We start from the raw sequence: 23,155 nt of genomic DNA on the forward strand, positions 1-23,155 counted from the left end.
TTTCTTTTTAGGACGGCCGTTTTAGCAATTGTTCTGCCTGCATGCGGGCTGCTTCTGTCACATCTTCACCAGCTAGCATCTTGGCTACTTCTTCGACCCGCTCTTCATGACTGAGCAAACGAACGGTCGAAACCGTTGAAAATTCATCACTTACTTTTTCGATAAAGAACTGGTAATCGGCTGCTGCAATCACCTGAGGCAAATGAGAGATGGCTAGCACCTGTCCATAACGCCCAATCTTATAAATCTTCGAAGCAATGGCTTGAGCGACCCGACCAGATACCCCTGTATCCACCTCGTCAAAGACGATACTGGTCTTGCCTTCTTTGCGGGAAAAGGCTGACTTGATGGCCAACATGAGACGGGACAATTCCCCACCTGATGCTACTTTTACCAAAGGCTTAAAGTCCTCCCCAGGGTTGGTCGAAATATAAAACTCAACCGTTTCGTTCCCTTCACGGTTAAATTTAGATGGGGTAAAACGCACTTGGAAACGGGCTTTTTCCATATAGAGATCCGCTAGTTCCTGCTGGATCTCTGCTTCCAGCTGCTGGGCCAAGTCATGGCGTCCTTGACTCAGTTCTTTAGCCAAGCCAACCAGCTGACCTTCCATGGACTTGAGTTCTTTCTCTAAGTCTTCAGAGGAGGTTCCCCCTCCTGTTAATAGGCTATATTCCTTGCTAATTTGCTCCAGATAATCAAGAACATCCTTTACTTGACCGCCGTACTTACGCGTGATCGAGTGAATTAGGTCTAATCGAGCTTCTACCTGCATCAAGCGGTTGCCGTCAAAGTCCAAGCCATCTACCAGATCCTCCAAGCGTTTGGTCAGATCTTCCAGAGTATAGTAGGTCTCAGCCAGTTGGTCAGACAAGGTCTTGTATTCCGGATCATACTCTTCGATACCTTGCAGATCATTCATGGCCGATCGAACATTGCTAAGACTGGAGAAGTCTTCTGCATCCAGCATAGCGTAGGCATTGCTTAGGGTATCCGCAATCATCTTATGATTGAGCAGGCGTTGCCGTTCTTGCTCTAACTGGACATCTTCATCCAGGGACAAGGCAGCCGCCTCGATTTCCGAAATTTGGTATTCCAGCATTTCGATGCGAGCTTGGTTTTCCTGGTTATTTTTTTGGATTTGCAAGACCTGCTTGCGCAAGGACTTGTAATTCTCAAAAGTCTCTCTATAGGCCTTCTTCGTCGCAAAAAAAGCATCTTCCCCAAAGCTATCCAGCATAGCGATATGCAATGGAGCCCGCATCAGTTCTTCCTGATCGTGCTGGCCATGAATATCTACCAAATGCTGGCCAACCGCCTTGAGAACGGAGAGGTTAACCATCTGCCCATTGATGCGACTGACACTCCGACCATTCTGGAAAATTTCTCTGCGAATAATCAACTCCTCTGCCCATTCTAAGCCCTGCTCCTCAAAAAGCTGCTGAAGGGCACGGTTTTCATCAATCGCAAAGAGGCCTTCAATCTCAGCCTTAGGAGCACCGTGGCGGATGACATCAGTCGTCGCCCGGCTCCCCAGCATCATATTCATAGCATCGATAATGATGGATTTTCCTGCACCAGTTTCACCGGTTAAAACCGTCATCCCCGTCTCAAAATTCAGAGCGATTTCTTCAATGATGGCAAAGTTTTTAATTGAAATTTCTAATAGCATCTCTCTCCTACCATTCCATCAATCGTTGTTCGATAAACTGTGCCTTTTCTTCCGAGCGGGCCACAATGAAAATACTATTATCGTCTGAAATCATACTAAAGATGATGGCATCAAAATCTTCCTGCAGATGCCGCTTGACTAAATAGGCTGTCCCTGGGACAAGCTTGAGGGTCAAAAAACTCCCCATGCGTTCAAACGATTGAAGATTATTTTCTGCTAATTTTCCACTATGTTGGACGCGTGGCAATTCATAGACATAGGCTGAACCTTTTAATGGTGTTTTAATAATCCCTAGCTCTTTAATATCACGGGAAACAGTCGCTTGTGTCGCAGAAATCCCTGCTTCTTTCAAATGCTCAACAATTGCATCCTGAGTACCGACCTTATTTTCACGAATAAAGCGGCGTATTTTTTCTAATCGGTTTTGTTTACTATTCATGTTTAAAATCAGTGTGGGCTTTGTCGACGACTGCTGCAAACTCTTGCTGATCGAGACAATTTTGCCCGGTATTTTTTTCTAAATAAAGTAAAAATTCAATATTGCCATGGCCCCCTTGAATCGGTGAATAATCCACTCCCAAGATAGAGAAGCCATGTTCTAACGCAAAGCCTTGAACCTGTTCCAAAACGGACAGATGGACCTTAGCATCCTTGATAATCCCATTTTTCCCAATCTGCTCCCGACCAGCTTCAAACTGGGGCTTGACAAGAGCGACCACCTGGCCTCCTTCTTGTAAAATCCCATGAAGGGCAGGTAAGATGAGATTGAGGGAAATAAAACTAACATCAATGCTAGCAAAACTTGGTCTATGCTCAAAATCCTCAGACGTCGCATAGCGGAAGTTGAACTGCTCCATCGAGATGACACGAGGATCCTGACGGAGTTTCCAAGCCAACTGATTGGTCCCTACATCCACTGCATAGACCAAGGCGGCTCCATTTTGGAGCATGACATCCGTAAAGCCCCCTGTTGAGGCACCAATATCTAGCGTGACCTTATCCTGCAAGTTAATCTCAAAAAGGTCCAAGGCCTTTTCTAACTTGAGACCACCGCGACTGACATATTTGAGTTTTTCACCCTTGAGTTTTAATTCAGTCGCTTCATCAATTTTTTCACCTGGTTTATCGAAGCGTTCGCCATTATGGACCGCAACGACCAAACCGGCCATCACACCGCGTTTAGCCTGCTCCCGGGTTTCAAATAGTCCCTGCTTGTAGGCCAGTACGTCAACTCTTTCCTTGACCATGAATTCTAAGTCTTTCTATTATGTTCTTGATTCCAGTCCCTTCGAAGGAAACTTGATTAGAGATGTGATCGAGCAGGTCCTCACAGGCATCCAACTCCCGATCCAAATAAGCCTGCGCTCCATCTAGACCAAGTAGTGCTGGATAGGTTGATTTTTCAGCATGCAGGTCCTTCTGAGGGGTTTTTCCTAAAGAGGCAAAATCGGCTGTCACATCCAAAATATCATCCCGAATCTGGAAGGCCAACCCTAAATGGATGCCAATTTCCTCTAAGAGAGTCGCAACAGCTGGCTCAAGCTCTAAGAGGATTCCCGCAGCTTGGAAAGGATATGCTAGCAGTCGTCCCGTCTTATTGGCATGGATGACTTGCAACTGGTCCAAGGTCAGGCTCGCTCCTTCCCCTTCCATATCCAAGACTTGGCCTGCTACCATCCCAGCTGTCCCTGAAGCATCCGATAATAAGGCGATCAGTTGCACCTGGATAGAAGCTGGAAGATCCGCTTCTGCCACACAGCCAAAGGCATCTAAGAAGAGGGAGTCTCCTGCTAAGATGGCTAGGTCTTCCCCAAATTTTTTGTGGTTGGTCAATTGACCACGACGATAATCATCGTTATCCATCGCTGGTAAATCATCATGAATCAAGCTTCCCGTATGGATCATTTCAAGAGCGGCTGCCACCTGAAAATGAGCCTCAAGGATTGGAGCATGAAAGGCCTCTAGTAATTCCAATAAGAGCAAAGGCCGAATCCGTTTGCCCCCTGCACGGACTGAATAAAGGATGGATTCTACCAAGCGGGGAGCGATTTGTTTAGCCTCGTAGAAGCCTTCAATCTCTTTTTCAACCCCTTGCAGTTTTTCTTCTAAAATCATACCAGTTCCGTTTCTGAGCCATCTGCTTGCATAACCTTGACCAAGGTCTTTTCAGCCTGATCAAGCGTTTCTTGCAAGTCTTTTGATAGCTTCATTCCTTTCTGAAACTCTGAGATGGCCTCTTCGAGGGGCACTTGCCCACTTTCCAATTTTTGAACAATAGCTTCCAAATCAGCTAAATTTTCTTCAAATTTCTTTTCTTTCGACATGCTTTACCTCTACTTCTACTTGCCCATCCCGCATGACTAGCGTCAAGGCATCCTTTTCTTTGATTGTATCTACACTATCCAGAACATGATCTCCAGCCTGCACCAAGGCGTATCCTCTAGCCACGATACGACTGGTATCCAACATCAAGAGAGCTTCTGATAGGCGCTTGGCATCTGCTGCTTTTGTCTGGTAGAGCTCCTTGATTTTCAAGGTCATCAAACGCTCCATTTGGAGAATCTGGTCTCGATAGCGCTCAAGTTGATGCTGGGGCGCTTGAGAAGCCAATCGATGGCGGAGTTCTTGTAACTGGCGGCTATTTCTGGTAACTGACTCTGACACAGCCTGTTTCAGTCGCAACTGAATCTGATCTATTTTTTGCAGATAAGAATCATACAGCCGCTCTGGTTGACGGAAGATGACCGATTGGCTTAGTTTTTGCAGTCGCTCCCGATTATATACTAGGCGGTTGCGCATAGCGGTTGCCATCCGCCCTTCCTGCTTCTGCAAATGATTGAGTAGGTCCAACTTGGTCACAGGCGTCGCTAGCTCAGCCGCAGCTGTAGGAGTGGCTGCCCGCCGATCTGCTACAAAGTCTGCCAGAGTGGTATCTGTCTCATGTCCCACACTGGAAATAATGGGAACTCTAGACTCAAAAATAGCCCGCACAACTGGCTCTTCATTAAAGGCCCATAGGTCCTCGATGGACCCACCACCACGACCGATGATCAAGACATCTAGGTCCGTCCGAGCATTGGCTTTCTGGATATTGGCGACAATTTCTTGAGCTGCCCCCTCTCCTTGTACCTTGGTTGGAAAAAGGAGAATCTCCACACCAGGAAAACGCCGAGTAACAGTCGTAATAATATCGCGAATAACAGCCCCACTCTGACTGGTAATGACCCCAATTTTATTAGAGAACTGGGGAATGGCCTGTTTGAACTTCTCTTGAAAGAGACCTTCTTCTTGGAGTTTCTTTTTCAACTGCTCGAACTGAATGGCTAAAGCGCCCACACCATCTGGCTCCGCCTTTTCAATGACAATGGAATAACTCCCACTTGGCTCATAGAGCTGAATGCGACCAATAACATTGATCTTCATGCCTTCTTCTAGCTCAAAACCAAAACTCTTATAGATTCCAGCCCAGACAGTCGCCTGAATCACAGCCTTTTCATCCTTTAGAGAGAAATACTGGTGATTGGGACGCTTCCGAAAATTCGAAACCTGACCCGTCAAATAGACCCGCTCCAGATAGGGGTCCTTATCAAATTTTAACTTGAGGTATTTGGTCAGACTGGATACCGATAAATACTCTGACATGGTTCCCCTTTCACACGGAAAATTCTAGTATAAATTATACCAAAAATAAGCGGAAAAATCTGATTCTACCTACGGAAAAAGCCCCAGATTTCATCATCTGAGACTTGATTTTTTATTGGCAGTTGGAAAGGCAAATTTCCATCATCCATTTTGGAATTTCTCGACTAATCGTGGTCGGTAAAACTACATAAGCCTCCTTACTCAAGTCATTTGCAATAGCCGAATGAAGGTAGGTCGCGACTGCCACGCGCTCATAGAGCCCAACCTGTGGAAATTGACCTGCAAACCCCGCGATCATCCCTGCCAAGGTATCGCCCATACCACCCGTTGCCTGGTAAGGACCACCAACTGTTAGTTGGTAATAATCTGCTTGCCCTTGTTGCCAAATCTTAGTCTGGGGTCCCTTTTGGACCAGAATACTTGCTGGAGGAAGTTGGGATAGAGCCAGCCTTGTTGCTTCTTCCCCTTGGTCTCCAATCGCTATACCTGACATCGCCTCCCATTCTTTTTGATGAGGAGTAAAGACCAGATGCGCTTGAGGAAGAGGCAAAGCTAAGCGCGTGTAGAGGCTAATAGCTCCGCCATCTAGAATGAGCACTTGGTGAGGCTGAACCCTGTCAAAAACTAGCTGTACAAGATGTGTCCCTAGATCATTGTCCTTAAGACCCGGCCCTAACAAAACAACGCCTGCTTTGGCGATTTGCTCAGTCAATAACTCTTGGTCAGTCACAGCAAATGCCATAGCTTCAGGTAGCTGACTATGGAGAGCAGGGATATTCTCCTGGTCTGTCGCAACCGTGACAAGACCCGCTCCACTATGAACAGCTGCTATGGCAGCCATCATAATAGCTCCCCCGTAAGGGTAGGTTCCTCCAATCAAGAGAAGACGACCATAGTCTCCCTTGTGGGAGTCTGACGGACGACTAACAATAACTTGTTGTAGCAATGTTTGGTCAACTCTTAGCATAAGCTTTCCTTCTTTCTCTCTTTATTTTATCACGTTTAAACTAAAAAAAGGCAGGAAAGCAAGTTCCAACCTTCAAAATTTTTCTAATCATTCTACAGCTACAAATACTGTCCCGACTTCATCCAAGCTGGTTTATTTTTTCAAGGCCCGAACAGCTGCCTCATAGGTCTGAGACATGAGCATGGTAATCGTCATAGGACCAACGCCACCTGGTACTGGAGTGATGTAGCTCGCTAGAGGAGCTACCTGTTCATAGTCCACATCTCCACAGAGCTTCCCATTTTCGTCACGGTTCATACCGACATCAATAACGACAGCTCCCTCTTTAACAAAGTCAGCTGTAACAAATTTTGCACGACCGATTGCCACCACTAAGATATCGGCTTTTCTAGCAATTTTAGCTAAATGATGAGTCCGCGAATGGGTCAAGGTCACCGTTGCATTTTTTGCTAGAAGAAGCTGGGCCATTGGTTTTCCAACGATGTTGGAACGGCCAATGACGACTGCATTTTTCCCTTCGACATCAATATCGTATTCCCGGAACATTTCCATGATCCCAGCAGGAGTTGAGGGAACCATCACCGGATTACCTGCCCAAAGATGCCCCATATTGAGAGGGTGGAAGCCGTCAACGTCCTTATTGGGATCAATGGCTAGTAAGACAGCCTCATCATCGATATGGGCTGGTAGAGGCAACTGGACCAAAATACCATGCCAGAGCGGATCCTGATTGTAGCAATCAATGAGGGCCAATAAGTCTTCTTGGGAAATACTTTCTGGCACTCGAACGACTTCACTTCGAAATCCAGCTGCCAGAGCTGAGCGTTCTTTATTGCGGACATAGACCTGACTTGCTGGGTTTTCTCCCACCAAAATCACCACCAAACCTGGGACCTGACCTGTTTCAGCCTTTAAGCGAGCAGTTTTTTCAGCCAATTCTCCCTGTAATTTTACTGCCAAGGCCTTCCCATCAATCACATGTGTCATCTCAATCTCTTTTCTATTCAATATCTTCTCTATTATATCAGATTTGTGAACCTGTTCCTAACACTTCTTGATTAGACAAGGTTATAAGAAGAAACTATAGCAGTTTTCTTCCAACAAAAAAGAGACTAGATGCTCTAGACTCTTGATTGATACTTCTTAGTACAACAATTCGTAGATTTCCATTGCAATTAAGTCAATGCTATCGAATGTATAGGTCTCACGAGCTTCTACATCACGAAGAGTAAATACTGATCCATTTTCTTCATCATAGTTGTAAGCTACTTCAGCAACTACAACCCCTTCACGTTCAAAATTACGTTTTAAGTTTCCACCGTCTTTCGTCATCGCTTCCAAACGGCTGATAATTCGTACCAAATGTGATTCCATTTTGATTCTCCTATTTACTTTCTACTCTCCTATTTTATCATAAAAGAAGGAGGAAATTCCAATAAAAATCAACTTTTCCACTTTTTTCCTCTTTATTCCATGCCTAAAACCGAACTCCATACTAAATTCTTGCAAACTTTTAGAATACTGCTATAATGAAACTATAAAAGTTTGACTATTTCTGACCAATAGTTTTTACACTTTTTACCCTAGAGAAAGAGGTAAGAGAATGCTTTGTCAAAACTGTAAAATCAACGATTCAACCATTCATCTTTATACAAATGTGAATGGTCACCAACAACAAGTAGACCTTTGCCAGAACTGCTATCAAATTATGAAAACCGATCCTAACAATAGTCTCCTGGCAGGATTAAACCAACAAAATCGCGGAGGGGGGGATCCTTTTGAAGATTTCTTCAATCAACTGGGCAACTTCCAGGCTCCGCAAGAACCTCAAACCCCTCCGACCCAATCTGGAGGAGGCTATGGTGGAGGAAATGGCTATGGCTCAAATGGGAACGGACGTTCTTCAGGACCGAATAGAGCCCAAGCCAAACAACAACCAAAGGGCCTCTTAGAAGAGTTCGGAATCAATGTCACAGAAATTGCTCGTCGTGGCGATATCGATCCGGTCATTGGTCGTGATGAAGAGATTCTCCGTGTCATCGAAATCCTCAACCGTCGTACCAAAAACAACCCTGTCTTGATCGGTGAACCTGGTGTCGGGAAAACTGCTGTCGTAGAAGGCCTGGCTCAAAAGATTGTCGATGGGGATGTCCCTCATAAATTGCAAGGCAAGCAAGTTATTCGCTTAGACGTTGTTAGTCTTGTTCAAGGAACTGGGATCCGAGGCCAATTTGAAGAGCGCATGCAACAATTAATGGAGGAAATCCGTCGCCGTGAAGATGTGATTTTATTCATCGACGAAATTCATGAAATCGTCGGTGCTGGATCTGCTGGAGACGGCAACATGGATGCTGGAAATATCCTCAAACCGGCCCTCGCTCGTGGCGAATTGCAATTAGTCGGTGCGACAACACTTAATGAATACCGGATTATCGAGAAGGATGCAGCACTTGAGCGCCGGATGCAACCCGTTAAGGTCGATGAGCCAACGGTTGAAGAAACTATCACCATCCTCAAAGGGATTCAAAAGAAATATGAGGACTACCACCACGTTCACTACACAGATGGGGCCATCGAAGCTGCAGCACTCCTCTCCAATCGCTATATCCAAGACCGCTTCTTGCCCGACAAGGCCATTGACCTCTTGGATGAAGCTGGCTCTAAGATGAATTTAACCCTCAATTTCGTCGATCCAAAGGTCATTGACCAACGCTTAATTGAAGCTGAAAATCTCAAAGCCCAGGCGACGCGTGATGAAGATTTCGAAAAAGCTGCCTACTTCCGTGACCAAATCGCTAAGTACAAAGAAATGCAAGGGCAACAGGTCACTGATCAAGATACGCCAGTCATTAGCGAAAAGACCATCGAACACATCGTCGAACAAAAGACCAATATTCCAGTTGGAGATTTGAAAGAAAAAGAACAATCCCAATTGATCAATTTGGCAGCTGATTTGAAGGCTCATGTCATCGGCCAAGATGAGGCTGTTGAAAAAATTGCTAAGGCTATCCGTCGTAATCGGGTAGGACTTGGAACGCCCAACCGTCCAATCGGTAGCTTCCTCTTTGTTGGACCGACTGGCGTCGGGAAGACAGAGTTGTCCAAACAATTGGCTATCGAACTCTTCGGTTCTGCTGATAGTATGATTCGCTTTGATATGAGCGAATACATGGAGAAACATGCTGTTGCTAAACTGGTCGGCGCCCCTCCAGGATATGTTGGTTACGAAGAAGCTGGCCAGCTGACTGAAAAGGTGCGTCGCAACCCTTACTCTCTCATTCTCTTAGATGAGGTTGAAAAGGCCCATCCTGATGTCATGCATATGTTCCTCCAAGTCTTGGATGATGGTCGCTTGACAGATGGTCAAGGACGAACAGTAAGCTTCAAAGATACCATCATCATCATGACTTCAAATGCGGGAACTGGAAAAGCCGAGGCTAACGTTGGTTTTGGGGCGGCTCGTGAAGGACGTACCAATTCTATCCTAGGTGAACTTGGAAACTTCTTTAGTCCAGAATTCATGAACCGGTTTGATGGTATTATTGAATTTAAATCCTTATCTAAAGAAAACCTCCTTCAAATCGTCACTCTTATGCTCGATGATGTCAATCAACGCCTGGCCCACAATGATATCCACCTCGATGTTACCGATAAAGTCAAGGAAAAATTGGTTGATTTGGGCTACGATCCAAAAATGGGAGCTCGTCCACTTCGTCGTACCATTCAGGACTATATCGAAGATGCCATTACAGATTACTACTTAGAAAATCCTAGTGAAAAAGATCTGAAGGCTGTCATGACCAGCAATGGAAAGATTTGCATTAAAGGAAAGAACAAACCTGCTAACGAGGCAGAAAAAGGAACTGAATAATCGCATTTAAAGTGGCTGGGACAAAAGTCCTAGCCACTCAATTGTCTTTGGATTGTCTAGCAAGACGCAGTAGTTGAGTGGGCTCTACTACGCTGCTTTCATCAGCTTTTACAGCCCTACTCAACTGTGCGGAGGTGGGACGACGAAATCGAATTCTATCGAATTACCGATTTCTGTCCCACTCTCTTATTTTTATCTCCTACTGCTTTTTATGTCCATCTATGTTATAATGATAAAAAAATAAGAAGCGAGCTTTAATATGACTGTTGCAACTTTTGGAACAAAAGAAGAAAATGTTGACTATGTCAATCGTTATGGAGTCTATGCGGTGATTCCAAATCCAGCCAAGGATAAAATCATCCTAGTCCAAGCACCTAATGGAGCTTGGTTCCTACCAGGTGGTGAAATCGAGGCAGGAGAAGATCATTTCTTGGCACTAGAGCGCGAACTGATTGAAGAATTGGGCTTCACTGCGACGATCGGCGAGTATTATGGCCAAGCAGATGAGTACTTTTACTCCAGTCACCGCGACACCCACTACTATAACCCTGCTTATATCTATGAAGTAACTGACTTTGTAGAAGCTCAAAAACCTCTAGAGGATTTCAATAACATTGCTTGGTTCCCAATCGATGAAGCCATTGACAGGTTAAAAAGAGGAAGTCATAAGTGGGGAATCAAAATGTGGAAATCTGCCCAAAAATTGTAAGCGACTTCTTTCACAAAATAAAAAAAAGTGCTATAATAAATGGAGAAAGAGCTTAGGAGGATCTCACATGAAGCTTATGAATACAACAAATAGTCATGCTACTCTGGTCAAAAGTCAATTAGAAAGTACCGATGCTACCCTTGTTGAGGTCTATTCAGCTGGTAACACCGACGTTATCTTTACCAAAGCTCCTACTCATTACGAATTGCTGATTAGTAACAAACACCGTGCCATTCGTGAAACAGAAGTTGAAAAAATTCGTGAGTTCTTTTTAAAACGCAAGATTGATCTTCAAATCATTGACCAATCTGCTATTAAGACCCTCTACTCTGATAAACTAATTGAAATTTCTTTCCCAATTGCTAAGTAAGGTGCTTCTACCTTACTTTTTTCTTTACTGTTTTTTTCAAAAAAAATCCGTTCATCTCATTATCGAGATGAACGGATTCTTTATTTCTGATAGATCATTTTTACGTGAGGGGTAGAAGCCAAGATAAAGGGCTCGCTCACCGTTTGAAAACCTAGCTTTTCATACAAGCCAACCACCTGTTCTTGGGCCTCAATTTCAATGGTCCGCCCAGGAAATCTCTGTTCACACAGGTCCAAAATCTGCTCTACCATGTCTTTTCCCAGTCCTTGGCCACGACTATCTTTGGCTACAGCGACTCGACCAAAATGAATCGTAGCCCCTGTCTCAAAGATACGTGCATAGGCATCTACGCGTCCTTCCTCATCTTGATGAAAAAGGTGAATAGCTCTAAGATCAATAGCGTCAAGATCATTGTAGATTCTTGTCTGTTCCACGACAAAAGTCTCTAAACGCAATTGAACGATCTCGTAAAACTCTTTCAGTTCTAGTTCTTTAAATTCCTTCTGGCACCACATCAGTTCCTCTTTATTGAAAAGTCGCAAGGAGACTTTCTCCCTGCGATTTTTCACATCTTATTATTTGGATTCAAATCCTTCTGCTACTGCATCCACAAAGTTTTCTTCGACGATGCTTGCACAGTGATCGCAGATAGTTGCATGGTAGCTACGTTCTGCTGTACTTGGATCGATACGGCGGCAACGATCACAAACTTCACCAGTTGCACGTTTAACAGTGAAGGCAACATCTTCGAAGGCCACTGCACCTTCTGGAGCTGGACCTTCTGCAATGGTCAATTCTGATACAATCAAGAGTTGAGCAACATTACTATCTACTGCTCCAAGAAGAGTCTTCACTACTTCATTAGGATAAACTGTCAAATGAGCTTCAAGAGATTTACCGATCACTTTTTCATTACGTGCTTCTTCCAAAGCCTTTTGAGCTTGTCCACGGAAGTCCATAAAGGCTGACCAGGCATCCAAGATTTCCTCTTGATTCGCAAATGTTTGTGCTTCTGGCAATTCTGACAATTGAACAAAGTCTTCTGCTTCAAATTCAAGATAGGACCAGATTTCTTCAGCAGTGTGAGTAAGAATTGGTGTCAAGAGTTTCGTGATTTTCACAAGGATGTCATAGAAGACTGTTTGCATCTGACGGCGTTCAAGAGATTTGGCACTTTCGATGTAGACAACATCTTTGGCAAAATCAAGGTAGAAGGCTGACAGATCAACATTGATAAAGTTAACCAAAGCCTTATAAATCGTCAAGAATTCAAAGTTTGCATAAGCGTCACGAATGGTCTTAACAAGTTGGTTAAAGCGGATAGTCATATACTTATCAACAGAACGAAGTTCTTCGTAAGCTACTGCATCCTCAGCTGGGTTAAAATCAGATGTGTTAGCAATCAAGAAACGAAGGGTATTACGAATCTTACGGTATGTTTCAGAGACTTGGCTCAAGATATCCATAGAGATACGTACGTCGTTACTTGAGTCTACACTGGTTACCCAGAGACGTAAGATTTCTGCACCAAATTGTTTTTCAACATCGCTTGGAGCAATGGTGTTTCCAAGAGATTTCGACATCTTCTCACCTTTACCGTCCAAAGCAAAACCTTGCGACAAGATTTGTTTGTATGGTGCAACACCATGATTAGCCACAGATGTGATGAGAGATGAGTTGAACCAACCACGGTATTGGTCAGAACCTTCTAGGTAGAGGTCTGCTGGATATTTAAGTTCGGGGCGATTAACCACGACACCATTCCATGATGAACCAGAGTCGAACCATACATCCATGATGTCTGTTTCTTTCTTGAACTCACCATTTGGTGAACCTGGATGGGTAAATCCTTCTGGCAAGAGGTCTTTGGCATCACGTTCCCACCAGATGATGGAACCATGTTCTTCAAAGAGTTGGGCTACATGCTCGATGGTTTCAGCTGTCATGATTGGTGTTCCGTCTTCTGCATAGAAGATTGGAAGTGGCACACCCCAAGCACGTTGACGAGAGATGACCCAGTCACCACGGTCACGGATCATGTTGTAAAGACGGACTTTACCCCATTCTGAATGAAACTTGACTTTTTCAATTTCGTCCAAGATTTCTTGACGGAATTTTGAAACTGAGGCAAACCATTGTGGCACTGCACGCCAGATGATTGGTTTTTTCGTACGCCAGTCAAATGGGTATGAGTGAGAGATTTCTTCTTGAGCAAGAAGTAAATCACCAAGTTTTTCAATAACCGTTGGCACAACCTTGTCGTAGAATTGACCTTCGAACTCTGCACCTGCATTGGCCATCATGATTCCGCGTTCGTTAACAGTCACAGCAACTTCAAGACCATTGGCAACACCGACATTGTAGTCATCCTCACCAAAACCAGGGGCTGTATGGACGATACCTGTACCAGAATCAGTTGTAACGTGGTCACCAAGGATAACGAGTTCATCTACTGCTGTATCCCATGGGTGCTCTGTCACGATGTGATTCAATTCTGAACCACGGTAAGTAGCCAACACTTGAACATCTGCCCAGCCAAATTTTTCAGACAAGCTGTTCAACAATTCTGAAGCAACCACAAACTTACGAGATTCGCCAGCTGGTTGCACCAAGACGTAATCAATTTCTGCACCAACAGTCAAACCACGAGAAGCCGTTATGGTGAATGGAGTTGTTGTCCAAACGACGATGTAAGTATCTGTATCAAGGACATCTTTTCCGTCCTTAACCTTATTGGCATAGTAAAGGGACGTAGAAACCAAGTCATGGTATTCAATTTCCGCTTCAGCTAGAGCTGACTCAGATGACCATGACCAGTAAACAGGCTTCGCTCCACGGTAGATATAACCTTTATTAGCCATTTCACCGAAGACACGGATTTGCGCTGCTTCATAGTCAGGCGTCAAGGTTACATATGGATTTTCCCAGTCCCCAGAAACACCCAAACGTTTGAAGTCTTCACGTTGTTTATCTACTTGAGAAAGGGCATAGTCACGGCAAAGTTTCAAGTACTCAACCAAGTCCATCTCTTTGCGTTTAACACCTTGTTTTGCCAAGACTTGCTCGATTGGCAAACCATGCGTATCCCAACCTGGGATGTAAGGTGCATAAAAGCCTGACATAGACTTAGAACGAACAATGATATCTTTTGAGATCTTGTTCATAGCATGTCCTACGTGGATGTTCCCGTTGGCATACGGAGGGCCATCATGCAAGGTGAAATGTGGTTTTCCTTGGTTCAATTCTTGACGACGTTGGTAAAGTTTTGCTTCTTCCCATTCTTTTTGCCAAACTGGCTCTTTTGTAGGCAGACCAGCCCGCATCGGGAACTCTGTCTTACCTAAATTCAGTGTTTCTTTGAGTTTCATGGTGTCTCCTCTAAAAAATAATCATACAAAATAAAAGACCACGACCTCGCCAAAAAGGACGACAAATCGTGGTACCACCTTCATTCAAGAAAGAGAGTACTCTCTTTCTCCTCTTTTGTCGCTAACGCTGACCAGCGTTAGTGGTTACTTATTTCACCACTAAGATTTGTAAAAGGATCAATCTTATCAAAGGAAGTACAGGTCTTCCACCATCACCTGCTCGCTAAAACTATTTGATAAGATCACTGTTTTTACAGATTATAAAATTGAAACAGATTCCCGTTGTTCTTCCCCTTCAGGAGCATCAATATCAGCAACTTCTGGCGCATCGATATCCGCAACTTGAGGAGTATCTAGAACAAGATCATCGATAGAATCTTGATCTATGTGATTTTTTTCTGCTTCTTTTAAAGCAGATTGAACTTTTTCATTCAATCCTTCAAACGCTTGTGTTGCACCCAATTCTAAGTTAGCTACTTCAATGCGTTTTTGCAATTCTTCGATTTCAGCTGGAGTAAATTGACGCGTCAAGTCAATGTTATAATCTCCTGCATGATGATGAACAGATTCACCCAATGCTTTTTCGACTACTTCACGGAAAGCTTCATCACTTGTTTGAATATACATAGCAGTTGGTCGAAGAATTTCATCCCATTCTGGTGTATCAATAATGCTCAATTGGCTTTCGATAGTTGATTTCAAACGTTGGTGGAAGACACGTGTCTTATTCTTCAATTCTTCCGTTTCTACAGCAACTTTCTTGGCATTGTCTGTAGCATGACGGAGAATTTCATTTGCTTTCGCTTTTGCTTCTTCAACTAAATGATGAGCATCTTGCTCCGCTTGACGAACGATTGTTTCTGAGCGTTCATTTGCTGCATGCTTCACACGTTCTGCTGTATCTTGAGCGATTAATACTGATTGACTCAAAGAGTCTTTCATTTCGTCAAAGTAGTTCAAGCGTTCTTCCAACGCACTAATTTTTGTTTCCAATTCATGATTTTCACGAACTAATTTTTCATAGTCTCGGTAGACCATGTCTTGAAACTCTTCAACTTCTTTAGCATCGTAGCCTCTAAATTTTACATAAAAGCGTTTATCTTTGATTTCTAAAGCTGTAAGTGCCATAGTTCCTCCTTATTTTCTACTGGAAAATACTTCAACCGTTAATTTATATTTTCCACTTTTTGATAGGCCATTTTCTGATAGCATTTTAAATCGGCCATACTTTCGAACACTAATTAAATCTGCTACTTGGATCATCCGACTAGGATTGTCAATTGTGGCATAGTTTACCTTTACCTGGCCAGACTGAACTAATTGAACAGCTACAGACCGAGCAAGCTTAAAGGTAGAAGCAACTAGTTTATCAAGTCGTACACTAGTAACCAATAGGTCTTTGAACTTGGATGGTTCTTCTACAGAGATTCGTTCTCGACAATCAATCTCACGAATCTTCACAGATGCTTTTGCGATCTTCTTAAGATTCTCTTTGAAATAGGAGGAGAAACGTTGATCCACATAAATATGAATTTTCCCTTGTCCAACTAGAATATCTCCAAAAGACTTTCTTTCTATGCCTAATTGATGGAGAAGCGAACCCAAAACTTGAGAGTGACTTAACCGATAAAACTTATCCGGATAGAGAACTTCTAACAGGCTAATTTCAAAATCAGATGCCTCTAACTGATAGTAGCTAGGAGCCAGAATCACTCGTGCATATTCTGTAGGATAGATTTCTGCACTTGAGAACACCTGCAAACCGTGGTGAGCACCAATTTGACGTAAAATATCAACCTGATGTGGATTTAAAAAGGATGTCAGTTCAAAACTATACTGTTGCTCCACCCGCGCCACTAATTCTAGAACTCGATCGATAAAGACGTGGTCTTCTTGACTATAGTGTTGATAAAATCCCTTGGTCATATAAATTGCACCAAAAATTGAAGGACAAATCGTTCCACTACTGACAGAGCGAGTAAGGCAAACATAACTGTAAAGTCTAGCCCACCAAATTGCAAAGGAATCTTTCTAAATAGGCTCAAAAATGGTTCGACGATCCGTTGAACCATTTTAGCTAAAGCCGATTCTGATGCATTTGGAAACCAACTAAGCAAAGCATAGATGATTAATACTAGCTCAAAAACCTGAAAGAAATTTCTAACTAATTGTAGGACAAACATATTAACGATTTCGTTTCATATCAAAGTCGTATTCAGCAACTTCGACATCATTTGGAAGGCGAATATCTTCGATATTCACAACCACATTGATTGGTGTTAGTAAGTACATAGTACTTGCAACACGACGTAGATTCCCAGCTAATACATAGCGAGCACCATCCAAATAATCCAAACATCTTCTCGCTTGAACTTCAGTCATATATTGGAAGTCAATGAGAATGCTTTCGTTTGCCAACAACAGGTCAACAATTTCAGTTGCTTCTTCGTATTTACGAGGGTAGCGGACATCAATCGTAATTTTCTCATCTGCAGCAGAACGATTTCTTGCTAACTCTTGTTGACGTTGATGAAGTCGAGTTATATTTTCAGAAGATGATTTTTGAGATGAAGCTGATTCAACCACTGCTGTAGAAGATACTTGTGGACGACTTGCTGCAACAGGAGTAGGTTTCTGCTCCTTGGCAGCTACCACAGCTTTTTGACGTGGTTTTGATGATGGTTGTACTGGTTTAGGGGATGATACAGGTTGGCTAGCACCGACTGCTTGAGCAGGCGCTTCTTGCACATCGTACTCATCTCCATCTTCAGTAAAATAATCAATCAATCGATCAAATCTATCTTTAAATGACATAATTCTTTCCTATTTGAAAAATGAGGTCCCAATTCGCACAAAAGTCGCACCGTTAGCAATTGCTACATCATAATCACGACTCATTCCCATGCTTAACTCTGTAAAGGGCATATTTTTCAACTGTTTCTTTTGTAATTCTTTTTGAAGTTGGTGAGTTGCTGCAAATATGGCTTGCAACTCGTCCTGACTTGCCTCAAAAGGAGCCATCGTCATTAAGCCAACAATTTGTAGGTTATCCAAGGCTTCTATTTCTGGAAGAAGAGCATCGAGCTCTTCAGGAGCAAATCCATGCTTACTTTCTTCTCCAGATATATTGACTTGGATAAAACATTTAATTGGGTGACTCGCCCTTTTTTGAATTTCTTGGGCAAGCTTCATAGAATCTAAAGCATGGAAGTAATCTACAAAATTGATAACTTCTTTCACTTTACGACGTTGGAGACTACCGATCAAATGCCAGGTGAGTCCCTCATCTTTTAGAGCTTGGTATTTTTCTAGAAATTTATCAACACGGTTTTCACCGATATGACGGACTCCTGTATCAACCAGAGCCTTAGCTTGGTCGATACCAACATACTTAGTAACAGCAATTACATTCATCTGATCAGTGCGGTTTGCTGTTTCCATTGCTTGTGCAACCTGCGAGAATATACGCTCTTTATTTTCAATCAGATTCATTTTTAACGATTACGGAAAAATGGTGGTGTTTCCAACTCATCATCTTCTGAAGAAGAATCCACATAGCGTTCAACTTGACGACCAGTGCTAGTATCAGACTGACGTACAATGTTTTCACGACGAATGTCCCAATCTCCAAACGCAGATCCACGAGGTGTTTCTTGTTTGGAACGTGATTGAGGAGTAGGCATTTCGATTTCTTCCTTCAAATCAAATTTGCGATCAAATTGTGGAGTTTGTGGGCGTTGTTCACGTGGTCCAGTTTGATAATAACGAGCTGAACTTGGTGCATGAGATGCAATTCCACTAACTTTTTCCACCTTATCCTGACGAACACCAGTTGCAACAACTGTTACGCGAATCTCATCTTTCATTGATTCATCAATGGATGTACCTAGCCAAATGTTTACGCCATGACCAGCTGCTTGGTTCACAATTTCAGAAGCTTCTTCTGCTTCAATCAAGGTCATATCCAAACCACCAGTAACGTTGACGATCACGTCTTCAGCACCGTCAATGGTTGTTTCAAGGAGTGGTGAGTAGATAGCTTTACGAGCTGCTTCAATGACACGTTCTTCACCATTCCCAACACCAATACCCATCAAGGCATTTCCTTTGTTTTCCATAACAGTCTTCACGTCAGCGAAGTCAAGGTTAATCAATCCTGGGCTTGTGATCAAGTCAGTGATTCCTTGAACCCCTTGGCGAAGGACATTATCTGCTTCACTCAATGCTTCGAGAAGTGGTGTTTTCTTATCTACAATTTCTAACAAGTTGTTGTTAGAAATAATCAACAAAGTATCCACATGTTCGCGAAGTTCATTAATCCCTTCGATTGCAAAGTTTCCGCGTTTTGTTCCTTCAAATCCGAAAGGACGCGTCACAACGGCTACTGTCAAAGCACCAACAGCTTTAGCAATACGAGCGATAACTGGTGCAGCACCTGTACCAGATCCTCCACCCATCCCTGCAGTGATGAAGACCATGTCTGCACCTTGCAAAGCTTCTGTCAATACTTCTTCACTTTCTTCTGCGGCTTTACGACCAACCTCAGGTTGACCTCCAGCACCCAAACCACGAGTCAACTTAGGACCCAATTGGATAACTGTTTCTGCTTTTGCACTTGAAAGTGCTTGTACGTCTGTGTTTGCTGCGATGAATTCTACACCAGCAACTCCTTCGTCAATCATGCGGTTGATGGCATTACCGCCACCACCACCGACACCGATTACTTTAATAACTGCACCTTGTGCCGCTGCTGTGTCAAATGAAAATGTCATAAATACTTACACTCCTTAATCAAACATATTACCGATTAAATTCTTCATTCGGTCTGTAAAGGTAGTTTTTTCTTCTTGTTTTTGTTCTTCAACTGGATGTTCTTGTTCAATGTTAACTACAGGCTCAATTTTTTCCGGTACATATGCTGGAACAACTGGTTGCTGTACTGGTCGTTCAAACTGAACTGGTTGCTGACGTAGACGTTGGTCGCCATGTACCGCAGCTTGAGCAAGAATATCTACATCTGTTAGATTTCCTGCATATTCAGACAAGCTAATCACGTGGGCAAAAGCTGGATTACGGATACCAATTTGATTTGGAACGTACAATTTCACATTTACACCAAAGACTTCTTGTGCCAAGTCTTCAATACCAGGGAGAATAGCGCCACCACCGATAATGACAATTCCTCCAGGCAAATCAAGCAAATGTCTTCTTTCAAGATCTTGTTTGATTTGGTCGAAAATATGTTTAATCCGAGCTGAAATAATTTCTGCCAAATATTTTTCAGATACTTGGACAGGTTCTACTTCACCGATTACTTCAACATGGAAGACCTCATCTCCAACCGATGGAACATAAGCTGCTCCATAATTGAACTTCAATCCTTCTGCTAATTTTTGAGAAGTTTTTAACACTTTAGAAATATCCTTAGTAACGTAATCGCCACCTTCTTGATAGATATTTGTAAATTGAAGTTCTTGATTACGAACAGAAGCTACTGTCGTTTGTCCTCCACCTAAATCAATGACGGTCGCACCAAACTCACGTTCACCTTCGTTTAATACAGACTTAATCATTGCGAGTGGTGAAATAATGATATTTTCAACTTGCAAACCAGCACGTTCAACTGTTTTCCGTAAATTATGGAGGACAGTTCTAGGACCAGTATACAAAAGTCCACGCATTTCCAAACGGATTCCCATCATTCCACGTGGATCGCGAATCCCTTGGAAACCATCGACTGTGAACTCTTCTGGAATAAAGGTAATGACTTCACGATCTGGAGTCATACTCTTTGTCAAAGCAGATCTCACAACATTTTCAACATCTGCATCTGTAATTTCTTTTGAATCACTGGTTACAGGAATCATTCCTTGAGTCGCTTCAATTTGAAGAAGGTTCGCTGGCAACCCAACGTTAACAAGATTGATTGAAATTCCTGCTTTTTCTTCTGCTTGGCTTACTGCACTTTTAATTGCATTCGAAGCAGCTTCAATATCAACAATAATTCCATCTTTGACGCCAGCACTTTTCGCATTGCTGACTCCAATTACATTCATCTCTCCATTGACATGTTCTGCCACCAATACTTTTATTGAACTAGTACCGATATCTAAACCTGTAAAAAAGCCGTTTCTAGCCATTACACCAGTCCTCTCTCTTTTGTTTTCCTATACGTCAATTAATAGCTCCATTTAGTTAGAACTATCCAAATTTTATTATAACACAAATATGCCCATAACGGGCATATTTTCTTCATAAATTTCAGATAATTTATAAGGGCTTACTCAGCGGGAACTTCTTCGTGTTGCTCGGTTACGACTGCACTCTCATCAGAATCTGACGAGTTAGCATTAGCTTCCTCCGTTTTGTTTCCCTCCCCTTGTTCTTTTTCTTTCTTTTCCTGAGCTAAAGTAGCCATTGTTTCTGTATTGTAACTGTAGATCCCCGCTTCCATGTCAATGACACTGTCATCTTCAATCAGCTTGCGAATTTGATTATAATAAGGCAATTTACGCTTGATTTGAGAAACCGGCACTAGAACCTTGGTTCCATCCTTCATGGTTAGCGTCACCAAGTCCTTAGTCACCTTGCTCGGAGTCAAGTCCACTGCCTCAACTTGATCACGAACAGAAGACGGTATTTTCTCCAGCTGTTTGACAAATTGTCGGACCAATTCTCGATCAGAAAAACGAACAGCCAGGTAAGCCTTAGGAAGCTGATCCGTAGCAACCGCTGTCTCCACGACCTCTCCATTCTCTAAAATGGGATAGTGATCTTCCTCCGTCACATAGTAACCAAAGACCTGGTATTCCTCAACCTGAACCTTAAAAGTCGTAGGAAAGGTATAGTTCATCGAAATATCTTTGACCCACGGACTCGCCGCCTTCATATTGGCAATATAGTGATCCCTATTCAAAAAAGTTGTCAGGGTATAATCCCGATCTTGGATCTGACTCTTTTCAAACAACAAAGCCTGATCCGCATTTTTATTCCCTGAGAATTCGATGATTTTTTGCTTGGCTAGAGGCGTTAAAAGATAGGCAGAAAAGAGAGCAACCAGAGTACTTATAACCCAAACAGGAATAGCCCGATAGATATGACGTCTCGCAATTTGACCTTCCTTTTTAGCCTTCTTCGCCAGTTCCTCTTCTTCGAACATAGCTTCTGAAGGTTCTGCTAGGTAGATGATTTTTTCTTCCTCAGCATCTTCTTCTGTTTCTTCAGGAAGAGTTTCTTGCACTTCTTCCTCGGCTACATTCTCATCTTCCTCTACTTCTTCAGACTCGCCATCTTGCCCATCTGCTTCTGAATCTTCAGAGGGAGTTTTTTGATTCAGAAGTTCCTGTCTTTCCTTCTCTTCTTGTGCCTTCTTTTCTTTTTCTTCTTGCTCTTCTAATTGTTTTTTCTTTTGATACTCCTGGTTTCGTCTCTGCCATTCAGAGAGCTTAGTGACTTCCTTAGGAGTTTTTTGGTTCTTCTTATCCGTCATTTTTTCCTTTTATTAATTTCTTGATGGACTAGACTATAAAATTCATCCAAGGAAAGCAATTCATTTGAAGACTTCATCGCTTGATGATAGCTTTCTGCCCCTTGGAACATTTTATCCATCGTTTCTTGCAACCGATCCATACTCAATTCTGGCTCAGCGATGCTTTCTGCATAGCCTTTTTCTACAAAATATTGAGCATTTTCAATCTGATCTCCCCGACTAGCTTCTTTTCCTAGAGGAACGATGATATGGAGCTTATTCATGGCCAAGAGTTCAAAAATCGTATTGGCACCTCCACGAGTCACCACTAAATCTGCCTGGTGGAGCAAAGGAAGATAGTGATCTGTCACGTAATCTACTCGATAAAGATGAGGAGCTTGCTCATTCAAGGAGGAGTCCCCTGTCAAATTAATGACATTGTAGCTTGCCAGCAAGGCTTCTCGATGATTTGTGACAAACTCATTGAACACTCGTGCACCAGCAGAGCCACCCACAAAGAGGAGGGTTGGCAACTGTGGATCAAATTGAGCAAAAACTGTTTCCAATTCAACTGGGATTGGAACTTGTTCCTGATTGACCTTGGTGACAGCTCCTACATGTTGGGCTTTCACTAGGCCTTTCGCTTGCTCAAAGGTTGTGAACATTTTCGTTGCAAACTTATAAGCAATTTTATTGGCCAAGCCCATGGAACGGTCGGATTCATGGACCAATACAGGAACAAAACAAAGTCGCGCAGCCACTACCGGAGGAACTGAAACGAAGCCTCCTTTAGAAAACAAAACCTGTGGCCGTACACGAAGCATGATCCAAATCGATTGGAGAATTCCCCAGAAGACCTTGAAGATATCCAACATGTTTTGCCAAGAGAAATAACGGCGGAGCTTGCCTGTCGCAATCGAATGGAAATGGATGTCCAAGCCAGACTTCAAAATCTCTTGGTGCTCAATCCCCTTCTTGTCCCCAATATAATGAACTTCCCAACCATCCTCGATAAAGCGAGGGATGAGGAGAAGGTTCAAGGTCACGTGACCAACTGTACCTCCCCCTGTGAATACTATTCTTTTCAT

General features: G+C 43.0%; 23 protein-coding genes and 1 other annotated feature. Of the genes, 3 read left to right on the top strand and 20 right to left on the bottom strand.

Translation table 11 applies throughout. The features are described 5' to 3' along the window. Positions 1–7: 7 nt before the first annotated feature. The 9 genes from recN to HMPREF9421_RS09305 form a co-directional block, all read right to left on the bottom strand. Positions 8–1,672, bottom strand: coding sequence for a DNA repair protein RecN (recN, locus tag HMPREF9421_RS09265; RefSeq protein ID WP_006596765.1), 1,665 nt, complete (start codon positions 1,670–1,672; stop codon positions 8–10). Positions 1,673–1,679: 7 nt separating this feature from the next. Then, a complete protein-coding gene (locus HMPREF9421_RS09270) occupies positions 1,680–2,111 on the bottom strand; it encodes an arginine repressor (protein WP_006596766.1) in 432 nt (143 codons plus the stop codon). After that, positions 2,104–2,919, bottom strand: a complete 816-nt coding sequence (locus HMPREF9421_RS09275; RefSeq protein WP_006596767.1) for a TlyA family RNA methyltransferase — start codon at positions 2,917–2,919, stop codon at positions 2,104–2,106. The genes HMPREF9421_RS09270 and HMPREF9421_RS09275 overlap by 8 nt, the downstream gene beginning before the upstream one ends. Beyond that, positions 2,900–3,787 (bottom strand): polyprenyl synthetase family protein, encoded by an 888-nt coding sequence (locus HMPREF9421_RS09280; protein WP_006596768.1) that lies wholly within the window; start codon positions 3,785–3,787, stop codon positions 2,900–2,902. The genes HMPREF9421_RS09275 and HMPREF9421_RS09280 overlap by 20 nt, the downstream gene beginning before the upstream one ends. Continuing rightward, entirely contained in the window at positions 3,784–3,996 is a 213-nt protein-coding gene (locus HMPREF9421_RS09285) for an exodeoxyribonuclease VII small subunit (RefSeq protein WP_006596769.1), read from the bottom strand. Before HMPREF9421_RS09285 ends, HMPREF9421_RS09280 begins: the two co-directional genes overlap by 4 nt. Beyond that, positions 3,974–5,314, bottom strand: coding sequence for an exodeoxyribonuclease VII large subunit (gene xseA, locus HMPREF9421_RS09290; protein WP_006596770.1), 1,341 nt, complete (start codon positions 5,312–5,314; stop codon positions 3,974–3,976). The genes HMPREF9421_RS09285 and xseA overlap by 23 nt, the downstream gene beginning before the upstream one ends. A 112-nt stretch (positions 5,315–5,426) precedes the next feature. Then, the gene (locus HMPREF9421_RS09295) at positions 5,427–6,281 is read right to left on the bottom strand and encodes an NAD(P)H-hydrate dehydratase (RefSeq protein ID WP_006596771.1); all 855 of its coding nucleotides are present in this window, start codon (positions 6,279–6,281) and stop codon (positions 5,427–5,429) included. 132 nt (positions 6,282–6,413) lie between these two features. Beyond that, positions 6,414–7,268, bottom strand: a complete 855-nt coding sequence (locus tag HMPREF9421_RS09300) for a bifunctional methylenetetrahydrofolate dehydrogenase/methenyltetrahydrofolate cyclohydrolase (RefSeq protein WP_006596772.1) — start codon at positions 7,266–7,268, stop codon at positions 6,414–6,416. Positions 7,269–7,424: 156 nt separating this feature from the next. Continuing rightward, positions 7,425–7,655: a DUF1797 family protein gene (locus HMPREF9421_RS09305; RefSeq protein WP_006596773.1), complete on the bottom strand. Its 231-nt coding sequence runs from the start codon at positions 7,653–7,655 to the stop codon at positions 7,425–7,427. A gap of 229 nt (positions 7,656–7,884) precedes the next feature. Between HMPREF9421_RS09305 and HMPREF9421_RS09310 the strand changes: the two genes are divergently transcribed. From HMPREF9421_RS09310 to HMPREF9421_RS09320, 3 genes are all read left to right on the top strand, one after another. Then, positions 7,885–10,152 carry an ATP-dependent Clp protease ATP-binding subunit gene (locus HMPREF9421_RS09310; protein WP_006596774.1) on the top strand — a complete coding sequence of 756 codons (2,268 nt, stop codon included), beginning with the start codon at positions 7,885–7,887 and terminating at the stop codon, positions 10,150–10,152. A gap of 259 nt (positions 10,153–10,411) precedes the next feature. Then, the gene (locus tag HMPREF9421_RS09315) at positions 10,412–10,861 is read left to right on the top strand and encodes an NUDIX hydrolase (protein ID WP_006596775.1); all 450 of its coding nucleotides are present in this window, start codon (positions 10,412–10,414) and stop codon (positions 10,859–10,861) included. A 67-nt stretch (positions 10,862–10,928) separates the two neighbouring features. Beyond that, positions 10,929–11,231, top strand: coding sequence for a DUF1827 family protein (locus tag HMPREF9421_RS09320; protein WP_006596776.1), 303 nt, complete (start codon positions 10,929–10,931; stop codon positions 11,229–11,231). 80 nt (positions 11,232–11,311) lie between these two features. Here HMPREF9421_RS09320 and HMPREF9421_RS09325 read toward each other — a convergent pair whose 3' ends face one another. The 11 genes from HMPREF9421_RS09325 to HMPREF9421_RS09375 all read right to left on the bottom strand — a co-directional run bounded on the left by HMPREF9421_RS09325 (position 11,312) and on the right by HMPREF9421_RS09375 (position 23,155). Continuing rightward, entirely contained in the window at positions 11,312–11,746 is a 435-nt protein-coding gene (locus tag HMPREF9421_RS09325) for a GNAT family N-acetyltransferase (RefSeq protein WP_006597133.1), read from the bottom strand. 60 nt (positions 11,747–11,806) lie between these two features. Then, positions 11,807–14,599, bottom strand: coding sequence for an isoleucine--tRNA ligase (ileS, locus tag HMPREF9421_RS09330; protein ID WP_006596778.1), 2,793 nt, complete (start codon positions 14,597–14,599; stop codon positions 11,807–11,809). Positions 14,600–14,650: 51 nt separating this feature from the next. Next, positions 14,651–14,867 (bottom strand) — a binding site (T-box leader). Continuing rightward, the gene (locus HMPREF9421_RS09335; RefSeq protein WP_006596779.1) at positions 14,858–15,727 is read right to left on the bottom strand and encodes a DivIVA domain-containing protein; all 870 of its coding nucleotides are present in this window, start codon (positions 15,725–15,727) and stop codon (positions 14,858–14,860) included. It overlaps the preceding feature by 10 nt. Before the next feature lie 9 nt (positions 15,728–15,736). Then, positions 15,737–16,525 (bottom strand): YlmH family RNA-binding protein, encoded by a 789-nt coding sequence (locus HMPREF9421_RS09340; RefSeq protein ID WP_006596780.1) that lies wholly within the window; start codon positions 16,523–16,525, stop codon positions 15,737–15,739. Next, positions 16,522–16,782, bottom strand: coding sequence for a YggT family protein (locus tag HMPREF9421_RS09345; RefSeq protein WP_006596781.1), 261 nt, complete (start codon positions 16,780–16,782; stop codon positions 16,522–16,524). The genes HMPREF9421_RS09340 and HMPREF9421_RS09345 overlap by 4 nt, the downstream gene beginning before the upstream one ends. A 1-nt stretch (position 16,783) precedes the next feature. Continuing rightward, positions 16,784–17,413: a cell division protein SepF gene (sepF, locus tag HMPREF9421_RS09350; RefSeq protein ID WP_006596782.1), complete on the bottom strand. Its 630-nt coding sequence runs from the start codon at positions 17,411–17,413 to the stop codon at positions 16,784–16,786. A 9-nt stretch (positions 17,414–17,422) separates the two neighbouring features. After that, positions 17,423–18,091: a YggS family pyridoxal phosphate-dependent enzyme gene (locus tag HMPREF9421_RS09355; RefSeq protein WP_006596783.1), complete on the bottom strand. Its 669-nt coding sequence runs from the start codon at positions 18,089–18,091 to the stop codon at positions 17,423–17,425. A gap of 2 nt (positions 18,092–18,093) precedes the next feature. Continuing rightward, positions 18,094–19,371, bottom strand: a complete 1,278-nt coding sequence (ftsZ, locus tag HMPREF9421_RS09360) for a cell division protein FtsZ (RefSeq protein WP_006596784.1) — start codon at positions 19,369–19,371, stop codon at positions 18,094–18,096. Between the two features lie 15 nt (positions 19,372–19,386). Further along, positions 19,387–20,739, bottom strand: a complete 1,353-nt coding sequence (gene ftsA / locus HMPREF9421_RS09365) for a cell division protein FtsA (RefSeq protein ID WP_006596785.1) — start codon at positions 20,737–20,739, stop codon at positions 19,387–19,389. A 140-nt stretch (positions 20,740–20,879) separates the two neighbouring features. After that, positions 20,880–22,088 (bottom strand): cell division protein FtsQ/DivIB, encoded by a 1,209-nt coding sequence (locus HMPREF9421_RS09370; RefSeq protein ID WP_006596786.1) that lies wholly within the window; start codon positions 22,086–22,088, stop codon positions 20,880–20,882. Continuing rightward, complete coding sequence (locus HMPREF9421_RS09375; protein ID WP_006596787.1) at positions 22,085–23,155, bottom strand: UDP-N-acetylglucosamine--N-acetylmuramyl-(pentapeptide) pyrophosphoryl-undecaprenol N-acetylglucosamine transferase; 1,071 nt, start codon at positions 23,153–23,155, stop codon at positions 22,085–22,087. The genes HMPREF9421_RS09370 and HMPREF9421_RS09375 overlap by 4 nt, the downstream gene beginning before the upstream one ends.

The organism is Streptococcus australis ATCC 700641 (assembly GCF_000186465.1).
In the GTDB taxonomy this organism is placed as follows: domain Bacteria; phylum Bacillota; class Bacilli; order Lactobacillales; family Streptococcaceae; genus Streptococcus; species Streptococcus australis.